The 12,473-nt window shown below is 35.1% G+C and carries 13 protein-coding genes and 1 pseudogene; 13 read left to right on the forward strand and 1 reads right to left on the reverse strand.

Annotation, left to right across the window (positions count from 1 at the left end):
* Positions 1 to 29 precede the first annotated feature (29 nt).
* From fliO to JOC48_RS11435, 13 genes are all read left to right on the forward strand, one after another.
* Positions 30 to 677 carry a flagellar biosynthetic protein FliO gene (gene fliO / locus JOC48_RS11375; RefSeq protein ID WP_204499780.1) on the forward strand — a complete coding sequence of 216 codons (648 nt, stop codon included), beginning with the start codon at positions 30 to 32 and terminating at the stop codon, positions 675 to 677.
* Positions 670 to 1,335, forward strand: coding sequence for a flagellar type III secretion system pore protein FliP (gene fliP, locus JOC48_RS11380; protein WP_204499782.1), 666 nt, complete (start codon positions 670 to 672; stop codon positions 1,333 to 1,335). The genes fliO and fliP overlap by 8 nt, the downstream gene beginning before the upstream one ends.
* A 33-nt stretch (positions 1,336 to 1,368) precedes the next feature.
* The gene (gene fliQ, locus JOC48_RS11385; protein ID WP_204499785.1) at positions 1,369 to 1,638 is read left to right on the forward strand and encodes a flagellar biosynthesis protein FliQ; all 270 of its coding nucleotides are present in this window, start codon (positions 1,369 to 1,371) and stop codon (positions 1,636 to 1,638) included.
* Positions 1,639 to 1,641: 3 nt separating this feature from the next.
* On the forward strand, positions 1,642 to 2,421 hold the full coding sequence (fliR, locus tag JOC48_RS11390) for a flagellar biosynthetic protein FliR (RefSeq protein WP_204499787.1): 780 nt from the start codon (positions 1,642 to 1,644) through the stop codon (positions 2,419 to 2,421).
* A 1-nt stretch (position 2,422) separates the two neighbouring features.
* Entirely contained in the window at positions 2,423 to 3,502 is a 1,080-nt protein-coding gene (gene flhB, locus JOC48_RS11395) for a flagellar biosynthesis protein FlhB (protein WP_204499789.1), read from the forward strand.
* Positions 3,503 to 3,524: 22 nt separating this feature from the next.
* On the forward strand, positions 3,525 to 5,558 hold the full coding sequence (flhA, locus tag JOC48_RS11400; protein WP_204499791.1) for a flagellar biosynthesis protein FlhA: 2,034 nt from the start codon (positions 3,525 to 3,527) through the stop codon (positions 5,556 to 5,558).
* Complete coding sequence (gene flhF, locus JOC48_RS11405) at positions 5,555 to 6,676, forward strand: flagellar biosynthesis GTPase FlhF (protein ID WP_204499793.1); 1,122 nt, start codon at positions 5,555 to 5,557, stop codon at positions 6,674 to 6,676. Before flhA ends, flhF begins: the two co-directional genes overlap by 4 nt.
* Positions 6,677 to 7,540 carry a MinD/ParA family protein gene (locus JOC48_RS11410; protein ID WP_204499795.1) on the forward strand — a complete coding sequence of 288 codons (864 nt, stop codon included), beginning with the start codon at positions 6,677 to 6,679 and terminating at the stop codon, positions 7,538 to 7,540.
* Positions 7,541 to 7,697: 157 nt separating this feature from the next.
* Positions 7,698 to 9,767 (forward strand): chemotaxis protein CheW, encoded by a 2,070-nt coding sequence (locus JOC48_RS11415; RefSeq protein ID WP_204499797.1) that lies wholly within the window; start codon positions 7,698 to 7,700, stop codon positions 9,765 to 9,767.
* 14 nt (positions 9,768 to 9,781) lie between these two features.
* Positions 9,782 to 10,252 carry a chemotaxis protein CheW gene (locus JOC48_RS11420; RefSeq protein ID WP_204499799.1) on the forward strand — a complete coding sequence of 157 codons (471 nt, stop codon included), beginning with the start codon at positions 9,782 to 9,784 and terminating at the stop codon, positions 10,250 to 10,252.
* 4 nt (positions 10,253 to 10,256) lie between these two features.
* Positions 10,257 to 10,892, forward strand: coding sequence for a chemotaxis protein CheC (locus tag JOC48_RS11425; RefSeq protein ID WP_204499801.1), 636 nt, complete (start codon positions 10,257 to 10,259; stop codon positions 10,890 to 10,892).
* Entirely contained in the window at positions 10,889 to 11,386 is a 498-nt protein-coding gene (locus JOC48_RS11430) for a chemotaxis protein CheD (RefSeq protein WP_204499804.1), read from the forward strand. Before JOC48_RS11425 ends, JOC48_RS11430 begins: the two co-directional genes overlap by 4 nt.
* A 149-nt stretch (positions 11,387 to 11,535) precedes the next feature.
* On the forward strand, positions 11,536 to 12,306 hold the full coding sequence (locus JOC48_RS11435; protein ID WP_204499806.1) for a FliA/WhiG family RNA polymerase sigma factor: 771 nt from the start codon (positions 11,536 to 11,538) through the stop codon (positions 12,304 to 12,306).
* Here the strand turns inward: JOC48_RS11435 and JOC48_RS11440 are convergent.
* A pseudogene (locus JOC48_RS11440) lies at positions 12,293 to 12,473 on the reverse strand (hypothetical protein); the annotation flags it as partial. The gene JOC48_RS11435 and the pseudogene JOC48_RS11440 overlap by 14 nt on opposite strands.

Raw genomic sequence — 12,473 nt, forward strand, 5'->3', positions numbered from 1 at the left:
TAATGCTTGTTATAACACTCTTTTGTTTTATGACAGATTATTGGATAATTACTCAAGCATCTGTGCCTAGTGCCGAAGATTGGGTAGGAAATGACGAAGGTGATCAAAGCGATGACATGAATCAACAACAAGATCAGCAACAAGTGGATGGAAACCAGCCCACAAATGAAACCGGAGATAGTTCAGCTGGCCAAGGAAAAATCCAATCAACGTCTAATTTATTTGTAGACCTTTTAAAGCTAATGTTAGCCCTTGCTTTTGTTATCGGATTAATTTACTTTCTACTTAAATTTATAAATGGGAAAAACAAAATGTATCAAAGGGTTCGCGCGCTAGAAAACTTAGGTGGAATTCCACTAGGGACAAACAAGTCACTCCAGGTAGTGCGAATCGGTGAAAAAATTTACGTTTTAGGTGTTGGTGAGAATGTTGAACTGCTAACAGAAATTACGGATCAGAAATTAATGGAAGATTTGACGAAGCATGAGAGTACTACAGATTTTAAAGCCTCAAGTTATATTGCTTCGATGTTAAAAGGTAAAAATAAATCACTCATGAAGGACCAAAATCATTCAGGTCAATTTTCATCTGTTTTTAAATCTGAACTGAACAAATTGGCTGATAGTAGAAAAAAGATGATAAATAGACTGAAGCAGAAGGAAGATGATCATGAATGAATTTATAGACATATTTTCAAATACTGATCCTGAAAATGTATCTACTTCTGTTCGGCTGTTATTGTTATTAACAGTATTTTCATTGGCTCCAAGTATATTGATATTAATGACGAGTTTTACACGAATTTTGATTGTACTTTCATTTGTTCGGACATCGTTAGCAACGCAACAAATGCCTCCAAATCAAGTATTGATTGGACTCGCACTCTTTTTAACATTTTTTGTTATGGCACCGACTTTTCATGAAATTAATGAGGAAGCTTTAACCCCTTTATTTGAGGAAGAAATAACATTAGATGAGGCGTATGATAGAGCAAGTGCTCCAATTAAAGAATTTATGGCTAAGCATACGAGGCAAAAAGACCTAGCACTTTTTTTAAACTATGCACAATTAGATAAGCCTGAAACCGTTCAAGATATACCATTAACTGCATTGGTACCTGCTTTTGCCATAAGCGAATTAAAAACAGCTTTTCAAATGGGCTTTATGATTTTTGTTCCTTTTTTAGTTATTGATATGGCTGTTGCCAGTGTATTAATGTCGATGGGTATGATGATGCTACCTCCAGTAATGATTTCATTACCGTTCAAAATATTATTATTTATTTTAGTAGATGGCTGGTATTTAATAACACATTCGTTACTAGAAGGATTTTAAAAGTTGATCAGCTTAACAAGGGAGAGATAAATGGTGAGTGGTGAATTTGTAATCACGTTAGCGGAACAAGGGATTTATACCGTTTTAATCATAACAGGTCCATTACTCATTTTAGCTTTAGTCGTTGGACTTGTCGTCAGTATCTTTCAGGCTACGACACAAATACAGGAACAGACACTAGCGTTTATTCCCAAAATTGTGGCTGTGTTAGTTGGTTTAGTATTTTTTGGACCTTGGATGTTAACAAAAATGATTGAATTCACTTCCAATCTCTTCCAAAATTTAAACCAGTTTGTAGGGTAAGTGATGTTAGAATCTATTAATTTTACTAGTTTTCCAGGTTTTTTATTAATTTTAGTTCGAGTACTGTCATTTTTTGTAACGATACCCTTATTTTCATACCGTAATGTTCCAACACATTTTAAAATTGGATCGGGTTTCTTTTTAGCATGGATAATGTTCTATACTCTAGACATTCCTGCCATTCCAATAGATGATCAGTATTTGTTATTGCTTTTTAAAGAAGTATTAGTAGGGCTGCTTTTAGGACTTATTGCTTATATTATTTTAGCAGCTATTCAAATCGCTGGTGGATTTATTGATTTTCAAATGGGGTTTGCAATTGCAAACGTTATTGACCCGCAGACAGGTGCACAAAGTCCATTAATTGGACAATATTTTTATACGATTGCACTATTGTTTTTACTAACTGTTAATGGCCATCACTTATTAATTAATGGCATTTTTTATAGTTATGAAACGATACCTGTTCATGCTTTTATCCCTTTTGAGAATGAGGGGATTGCAGCATTTGTTATCGAAGTCTTTAATCGAATGTTTATTATCGCTTTCCAATTATCCATTCCTATTGTAGGTTGCTTATTTTTAGTAGATATTGCTTTAGGGATTGTTGCAAGAACAGTTCCACAATTAAATGTGTTTGTTGTTGGTTTACCATTAAAGATTCTGGTTGCATTTTTAGCGCTATTTGTAATGATGTCCATCTACATTATGCTTGTTCGAAACTTGTTTGAATTAATGATCAATTCGATGGACGGATTAATGCGGTTATTCGGGGGGGCTTAGCATGTACTTAAAACTTGATTTGCAATTTTTTGCCGGGGAAAAAACGGAAAAAGCTACTCCGAAAAAGCGTCAAGACTCTCGAAAAAAGGGGCAAGTAGCAAAAAGTCAGGATGTTAATACAGCTTTACTACTATTTTTTATTTTTATATTCCTCGTTGTATTTGGTGGATATATAAAAAGCAGTATGACACAGTTATATATGAAATCTTTTACAGAGTACATACAGTGGGAAATCACAGAAAACACAGTACATCAAGTATTTGTGGAAGCCTCGATAGAAATGAGTAAGGCAATTGTTCCAATTATGGGAGTTGCTATCATTGCTGGACTTGCTTCAAATTTTATGCAAATCGGTTTTTTGGTTTCTTCGGAGCCGTTAAAAGTAGATTTGAAAAAAATAAACCCAATTCAAGGAGCAAAAAGAATATTTTCAGCAAGAGCTTTGGTAGAGCTAGTAAAGTCTTTATTAAAAATTGTTGTAGTAGGAACGATTACCTTTTCCATTATTTGGATTCGTAAAGATGACATGATTATGCTAGCTGATAAAAATGTTGATGGTTCATTAGCTTTTTTTGGAAATACAACTATTGTTATGGGTTTAACAGCTGCTATCGCTTTATTATTACTTTCTGTCATTGATTATTCCTATCAAAAATATGATTTTGAAAAAAGTATTCGAATGTCAAAAAATGATATTAAGGATGAGTATAAAAACATTGAAGGTGATCCGCAAATCAAGTCAAAAATAAAGGAAAAGCAACGACAAATGGCGATGAGACGAATGATGAGTGAGATACCGGAAGCAGATGTCGTTATTACAAATCCAACGCACTATGCAATTGCAATAAAATATGACGAGAAGGTAGCTGACGCGCCTTATGTTGTTGCTAAGGGCGTTGATTACATAGCATTTAAAATTCGAGAAATTGCAAAAGCCAATCAAATTATGCTTGTAGAAAATCGTACGTTAGCAAGAGCATTGTACGATAAGATTGAAATTGGAGAAAGAGTGAATGAAGAATTTTTTCAAGCTGTTGCAGAGGTGCTTGCCTATGTTTATCGGATGGAAAAGAAAGTATAAAGAATAGAGAGGGGGAGGGGCTGTGAAACCTAGAGATTTATCTGTCTTACTTGGCGTTATATTAATCATCATCATGTTAGTAATTCCACTTCCTGGTTGGCTTCTTAGTATTCTCATTCTAACAAACATTTCTTTAGCATTAATCGTAATATTGGTATCGATGAATACAGTAGAAGCGCTTCAGTTTTCTATATTCCCTTCTTTGCTTCTCTTATTAACCTTGTTTAGGCTAGGACTGAACGTATCGACTACTCGTTCTATTTTGTCTGAAGCTGATGCAGGTGGAGTAGTAGAAACGTTTGGCACATTTGTAATCGGAGATAATCCATTAGTGGGGTTTGTTGTATTTTCTATTCTAGTTATCATACAGTTTCTTGTTATTACAAAAGGTAGTGAACGTGTATCAGAGGTTGCTGCTAGATTTACATTAGATGCAATGCCAGGTAAGCAAATGAGTATTGATGCTGATCTTAATGCAGGAATGATTAATGAGCAACAGGCAAAAGAAAGACGAGAAAAAATAGAGCATGAAGCTGACTTTTATGGAGCAATGGATGGTGCAAGTAAATTCGTAAAAGGTGATGCGATTGCGGGAATTATCATTGTACTAATTAATATCATTTTTGGTCTTATTATCGGTATGGTTCAAATGGAGATGAGCTTTCAAGAAGCAATTACTACCTATATGCAGCTTACTGTTGGTGATGGGTTAGTCAGTCAAATACCTGCTCTCCTTATCGCAACAGCTACTGGAATTGTAGTTACGAGAGTTGCATCACAAGGAAATCTTGGAACTGATGTAACAGCACAATTACTACGATATCCAAAGCTTTTATATATAGCAGCTGGAACAATATTTTTCTTAGGCTTTACACCTATAAATTTTCTTCTTACAACAGTAATAGCTCTCTTTTTGGCATTTGGCGGCTATTGGTTATCACGTCCAGTGGTTGAATCAGAAACAGATCAGGAAATGGAAGACGTTGAAGCAGATTCAGGTCAAATGAAATCTCCAGAAAATGTTGTTGGCTTACTTAGCATGGATCCGATTGAATTCGAGTTTGGTTATGCTTTAATTCCTCTAGCTGATGCGAATCAAGGTGGAGACTTACTGGATCGAGTCGTTATGATTCGAAGACAATTAGCTATTGAGTTAGGAGTAGTTATTCCAGTTGTTCGGATAAGGGACAACATTCAGTTAAATCCAAATGAATATCGGCTGAAAATTAAGGGGAATGAGATGGCTAAAGGGGAATTATTGTTAGACCACTATTTAGCAATGAGTCCTGGAATGGAAGACGATGACTTGGAAGGCATTATGACAACTGAGCCTGCATTTGGTTTACCGGCTAAATGGATTAGTGATGATATGAAAGATGAAGCAGAGCTATCAGGATACACAGTTGTAGATCCAGCGTCTGTTGTTTCAACACATATTACAGAGGTAATAAAGAAGCATGCTCATTTGTTACTTGGTAGACAAGAAACAAAACAGCTTATTGACCACTTGAAAGAAACCTATCCAATTTTGGTGGACGAAGTTACTCCAGAACCGTTACCAATTGGTGATATTCAAAAAGTTTTAGCGAAATTGCTTAGAGAAAATATTTCTATTCGAAATTTACCTGTTATCTTTGAAACGCTTGCAGATTTTGGAAAAATGACAAATGATACAGATTTGTTAACAGAATATGCCCGTCAAGCACTATCAGCACAAATTACAAAACAATATGTACAGGCTGAAAATACATTAAAGGTGATTACAATTTCAAATGATGTAGAGAAAATGATTGCTGAAAACATACAGCAAACAGAACATGGTAGCTATTTGTCTCTTGATCCTGAGTCACAGCAGTTAATTATTCGTTCTGTCTCAGAGCAAGTGGAACAGATTGCGATAGGGGAAGAAACACCAATTATTTTATGTTCACCAACCATTCGGATGTATGTTAAGCAGTTACTCGATCGCTTTTTTCCTAACGTTGTGATCTTATCCTATAATGAACTAGAACCTAATTTAGAAGTGAAAAGTGTAGGGGTGGTGAATGTCGCATGAAAGTAAAAAAATTTGTTGCACCTACGATGCCGGAAGTTATGATGAAAGTCCGCAAAGATCTGGGGTCAGATGCTGTTATATTGAATTCCAAAGAAATACATCAAGGTGGTTTTCTCGGATTTTTTAAAAAGAGAAACATTGAGGTAATTGCAGCTTTTGATCCAAATCCATTTCAACCGAAGCAGCAGGAAAAGAAGGTTCAGAAATCACCTAAGAAATCGGAGCGTCCGAATGAAATAAGAGTACAAGAGGAAAAACAAGAGGTATTAAATGAAGTAAAGGAATTACGAAAATGGATGGAGAAAAACGTAAGCGGCCATGTCAGGCAGTACCCATATGCTTATCAGGAATTGTATGACAGTTTAATTGAACAAGATATAAAAGTTGATATTGCTAAGGATGTCATTCAAGCGATCATTCCAACTGATGAAAAGGAACAAGAAAAGAACTCATTAGAACAGATAAAAATGGATGTCATACAAGAATTGCATGCTCGCTTGGATTCAAATACATTTCACGGTATTAAATATCAAAAGAAATTTATTCACTTAGTCGGTCCAACGGGGGTTGGCAAGACAACTACTATTGCTAAAATTGCTGCGAATAGTGTATTAAAGGATAATAAAAGAGTTGCATTTATCACAACGGATACTTACCGCATAGCCGCTATTGATCAATTAAAGACGTATTCAAAAATATTAAATATACCTCTGGAAATAGCCTATTCGATTGAAGATTATCGAAAAGCTGTTGAGAAGTTTCACAATTATGATTTGATTTTAGTTGATACCGCAGGCCGTAACTTTAGAGACCCAAAATACGTAAAAGAATTGCAACAAGTAGTTGATTTTAGTCTAGAAGTAGAGACTTTTCTCGTTTTATCATTGACAACAAGGACATCGGACCTTGAAGAAATCTATGAACAATTTAGAAATATACCAATTAATCAGCTCATTTTCACGAAAAAAGATGAAACCAATGCTTATGGCTCCATGTTAAATTTGTGTTTATTAAATAATTTAGGTATCGCTTATGTAACGGATGGTCAGGATGTCCCTGACGATATTATAGAGTTATCATCAAAAAATCTGTGTGAAATGATAGTTGGTGAAAAATAGATGAGTGATCAAGCTGCAAAACTTCGAAAAAAGATTGAAATGTTACGTGCATATAGACAAGCGAAAACAATAGCGATTGTTAGTGGAAAAGGTGGAGTTGGAAAATCAAATTTTGCTTTGAATTTTTCTATCCAACTAGCCCAAAAACAGAATAAGGTTTTAATTGTTGATTTAGACGTAGGAATGGGTAATATTGATATTTTATTAGGATTAACTGCTAAGTATTCGATTGTAAATATGTTTGAAGAGCATATGTCAATTGATGAAATTATTGAAAAAGGGCCAAACAATATTTCTTATGTGGCAGCAGGCTCAGGACTATCAGATATATTTACAATGGATGAAGAAAAGTTTGACTATTTTCTAACTCAACTGGATGTTTTAATCAACAATTATGACTATATTATTTTTGATATGGGAGCAGGTATAACACTGGGTAGTTTGTATTACATGCTTGCTGCTGATGAATGTGTTGTTATCACAACACCAGAGCCTACTTCTTTAACAGATGCCTATGCAATCATCAAGCACATAACAAACAAAAGCAATGAAATCGATTTATATGTGCTTGTCAATCGGGCTCAGAGCCAAAAGAGCGGCCAGCAAACGGTTGAGCGCTTGCAGCAAGTAGTGTCACAGTTTTTACAGAAGGATATTGTCCCACTTGGTGTACTTCCAGAGGATAGAACTGTTCTGAAAGCTGTTAGCTGTCAGACTCCCTTTTCTATTTATGATTCAAATGCACACATCACGATTTCCATGAATCAAATCGTTGAGCAGTATATTAGTAATAAAATAGATTTAGAAAAAAAGGTTCCTTATTCTTTTGTTAATAAGCTGAAGCATTTCTTCAAAGAAAGGTAAACAATTTCATGGACTCTATCAAACTACCGAGAATGATGTGGTGATTTTTGACTCAAAGTGTGAAGTGATTTCACACTTTGAGTCGAAAATATACAAAATATCTACACTATTCTTTATCAGAGCCTAATCAAAAATTTATGGCGCAGGAGTGAGTACGGTGGAAATAAATGACTACATAGAAGTTTTTATTGACGAAAGTAAAGAGCATATACAATCGCTTAACCATCATTTGCTGGAGTTGGAAAATGACTCATCAAATATAGATACAGTCAATGAAATTTTTCGTTCTGCCCATACATTAAAGGGGATGGCAGCGACAATGGGATTTCAGGATTTGGCTAATTTAACTCATCAAATGGAAAATGTCCTTGATGCGGTACGAAATAAAAAAGTAACAATTAATTCAGATGTATTAGATATCGTATTAGAGGCTGTCGATCACCTTGAAGCGATGGTGGTTGATATTGCAAATGGCGGCAAGGGGAAACAAGATGTTAAAAAACTTCTTCAGCAATTACGGTCAATCGAAAATGGTCAACCAACTGCTACTATAAAGGATAAAGAAAGTGAATTAGCTTCTACTGTTGAAAGTACTTCCACAAGAAGATATCAGGAAAAAAGTGTTTTCCAAACGTTAGACGAATTTGAAGTAACAGTGTTGCGGGAATCAGAAGAACAAAGCTTTCATAATTTAGAAATTTATGTGAGACTTCGTGAGGATTGTTTGTTAAAGGCAGCTCGTGTTTACATGGTATTTGAGGTACTTGAGCAAGCAGGTGATGTTATCAAATCATCTCCTTCTGTTACGGAGCTAGAAGAAGAAAAATTTGAATTTGATTTTAACGTCCTTCTTGTAACAAAAGAGGAAGCATATGCTGTCCAACAAAAAATTCAAAAGGTCTCTGAGGTTGATGAAGTGGTTGTTTCTAAATTTTCTGTTGAACAATTACTAAATTCAGATAATTCGATAATGGAAAATCGGGATGAAAATCAACAATCACATGCTAACAATGAGATTGCTTCAACGCAAGAAAAAACCTCAGAAAATCAAAGTTCGAATAGAACTGTTATAACTAATAAGACAATTCGAGTAAATATCGATCGTCTTGATGCTTTAATGAATTTGTTTGAGGAACTTGTTATTGATCGAGGTAGACTTGAGCAAATATCCGATAATCTTAATCATAGTGAATTGCAGGAAACAGTGGAAAGAATGACTAGGATTTCAGGAGATTTACAGACAATTATTCTAAACATGCGAATGGTTCCAATTGATCAAGTGTTTAATCGTTTTCCTAGAATGGTCAGAAAACTAGCAAAGGATTTAGGGAAACAGGTCCAATTGGAAATAAAGGGAGCTGAAACCGAACTAGACCGAACTGTTATTGATGAAATTGGCGATCCACTTGTTCATCTAATACGAAACTCACTAGATCATGGGATTGAACCTCCAGAGATTCGAGAAAACAAAGGAAAGCCTACTGCTGGAATGTTATCATTAAATGCTTTTCACAGTGGTAATCATGTATTTATTGAAATATCTGACGACGGGGCAGGTATTCGTGAAGAGAAAGTCGTAAAGAAAGCTATTTCCAATGGAATTATTACAAGTGATCAGGCGAAGGAAATGTCTCAATCTCAAGTATATCAGCTTATCATGGAAAGTGGGTTTTCTACTGCGGAAACCATTTCTAATGTTTCAGGCCGCGGAGTGGGAATGGATGTAGTTAAAAATACAATCGAAGCTTTGGGAGGAAGTATTTCGATTGATTCAACGGTAGATAAGGGCACAGTGTTTTCCATTCAGTTACCATTAACATTATCAATTATTTCCGTATTATTAATAAAGGTTCAGCAAGAAAAGTATGCAGTTCCATTATCGTCCATTATAGAAACGGCAATCGTACACAAATCTGAGGTATTACATGCTCATAATAAAAAATTCATCGATTTTCGTGGTAAGGTTGTACCACTTGTTTCGTTAAAAGAAGTCTTTGACGTTCCAAATACAAGGCAAGAAGATGAGTTTCACTCGATTGTCATTATTAGAAAGGGTGATAAAATGGCAGGCCTTATTGTTGATTCATTTATTGGTCAACAAGAAGTAGTTTTGAAGCCACTTGGGGAGTACTTATCTAATGTTTTTGCTATTTCAGGTGCGACCATTCTTGGTGATGGTGAAGTAGCGCTAATTGTTGATACAAATTCATTAATAAAAACCAAATAAAAGGAGGATAATCAATGACTAACAAAGCGAAGCAGGAAATGAAAGCAATTGTTTTTCAATTAAAGGATGAGGAATATGCTATTTCTGTTCACCAAGTAGGTTCAATTGAACGTATGCAACATATTACTAGAGTTCCACAAACAGCAGATTTTGTTAAAGGTGTTATTAACTTAAGAGGGGTTGTAACTCCAATCATTGATTTAAGAAAGAGGTTTTCCATTGAGGAATCACCTTTTACTGACAGTACAAGAATAATCATTGTCTATATGGATAATATGGAAGTTGGATTAGTTGTAGATGCTGCCTATGATGTCATTGACATTCCAACGGAAGCAATCGAACCACCACCAGAAGTAATTGGTACGGTAGATGTTGATTATATTGATGGTGTTGCAAAATTAGATTCTCGTTTATTAATTCTATTAAATATGGAAAAAGTACTTTCTAAACACGAAGTTAACGAATTACATCAAATAGAAGGTTAGTAAAATGACAAATATTCACCACTTAACAAGCTATCAATTAGATATTTTAAAGGAAATTGGAAATATTGGATCGGGTAATGCAGCTACAGCGCTATCTAAGTTACTAGATTGTAGAGTAGATATGAAGGTTCCAGCGGTCCGTTTACTTAGCTTTGATGATACAATGGAGATGGTTGGTGGACCGGATGAAATCATCGTATCGGTCTTTTTAAGAATTCAGGGCGAGGCACCAGGAAGTATGTTTTTTGTATTATCACCATACCAAGCAGAGCTATTTGTGCAACAGATTACAGGCAACAGTGATTTATCCTTCAAAGGACCTCCTTATGATGAGATAGCACTATCAGCTCTTCATGAGATTGGAAATATATTATCAGGTTCTTATTTATCAGCTTTATCAGATTTTACTTCTATAAACATGCAGCCATCCGTACCAGATTTACATATTGATATGGCTGGAGCAATTCTAACACAAGGGCTAATGGAAATTTCCAGAGAAAGTGATTTTGCGATTATAATTGATACAACCATTAACGATCAAGATAGTGATAATGAAACGATTGAAGGTCACTTTTTCTTACTACCAGATCCAGAGTCCTTTGAAAAAATTTTCACTGCATTAGGTTTAGACGATCAATGAATGAACGAAATCATGTGTTAAAAGTTGGCATTGCCGATTTAAAAATCGCCAAATCAACAGAAGTGTTAAGAACATCTGGATTAGGTTCTTGTGTGGGTATTGTAATCTATGATTTAAGCATGAAATTGGCTGGGATGGTCCATGTTATGCTTCCTGATTCAACGTTATCGAAGAGAGAAAGCTTCAATGCTTTGAAATATGCAGATACAGCCATTGCTATTTTGTATAACAGTCTATTGGACAATGGTGCAAGAAAATGTTTTCTTAAAGCAAAAATTGCTGGTGGCGCTCAGATGTTCTCCTTTTCTTCAAATAGTGATATGTTAAGCATTGGAAATCGTAATGTAGAAGCTGTCTTATCATTATTAAAGCAATATAAAATACCGTTAATATCTAGTGACGTCGGGGGAAATAGCGGGAGAACCATTGAGTTTTATCCAGAATCAGGGATATTAAAGATAAAAACAGTAAATCTTGGTGTTTTTGAAATATAATAATTCTGTCTTTTTTATACTTTCGGTGCTGAATCGCTGATTCGGTGGAAAGTATAAAAACCTCTCGTTAAAAGATGAGACAAATATTGAGTTTTATCTAACTTAATTTTGTTTCGCTGATATTATGTGTAAAGGTGGGGTAGATGGTAATGGCAAAAACAAAAGCACTGTTTAATAATCATCTATGGGAAAAATGGATGAAAACAAAAGATAATGAAATAGCTGATCAGTTGATTGAAAACTATTACTATCTAGTAACCTATCATGTGCAAAGAATTGCTACACATCTTCCTTCAAGTGTTTCAAAGGAAGATTTAAAAAGCTTAGGTCTATTTGGTCTTTATGATGCCTTGCAAAAGTTCGACTTAAAGCGTGATTTGAAATTTGATACATATGCGTCATTTCGAATTCGAGGGGCAATTATTGATGGCTTACGTAAAGAAGATTGGCTTCCAAGGTCAATTCGGGATAAAGCGAAAAAGGTAGAAAGAGTATCACACACATTAGAACAACAACTTCAAAGACAGCCAACCTCCCATGAAATTGCTCAGGAGCTAGGTTTGGTTACAAGTGAAGTGGAGGAAATTATTAAGGATACACTGTTTGCAAACTTGTTGTCTATTGAAGAAAAGGTTAGAGATACTGATGAAAACGATAAAGAAGGTATTGGTTATATTTTACCAGATGATAAGCATCCTCAACCTGAAATTCAAATTGTCGACATAGAAAATTATCAAGAATTAGAGCAAGCAATTCAACAGCTAAATGAAAATGAACAAATGGTATTAAGTTTATTCTATAAGGAAGAGTTAACACTAACTGAAATTGGACAAGTTCTGGACTTAACCACATCGAGAATATCACAAATACACAAACAGGCAATATTCAAGCTGAGAACTGTCTTGGCTAAGCGTTTTTAAAAATAGGGACAAGTATTTGTTTTTTATAATAAGCTAGGCCTAATTGCAAAAAAACTATACTACGCAATAAACGATTAATGCGCCAGAGTGATAGCTTCGAATATCGCTGCGGAAATACACTTCGCTTTCCGCGGGCGGCTGGTGAGCCTCCTCGAGCTTTCGCTCTG

This window comes from Aquibacillus albus, assembly GCF_016908325.1.
Taxonomy (GTDB): Bacteria; Bacillota; Bacilli; order Bacillales; family Amphibacillaceae; genus Aquibacillus_A; species Aquibacillus_A albus.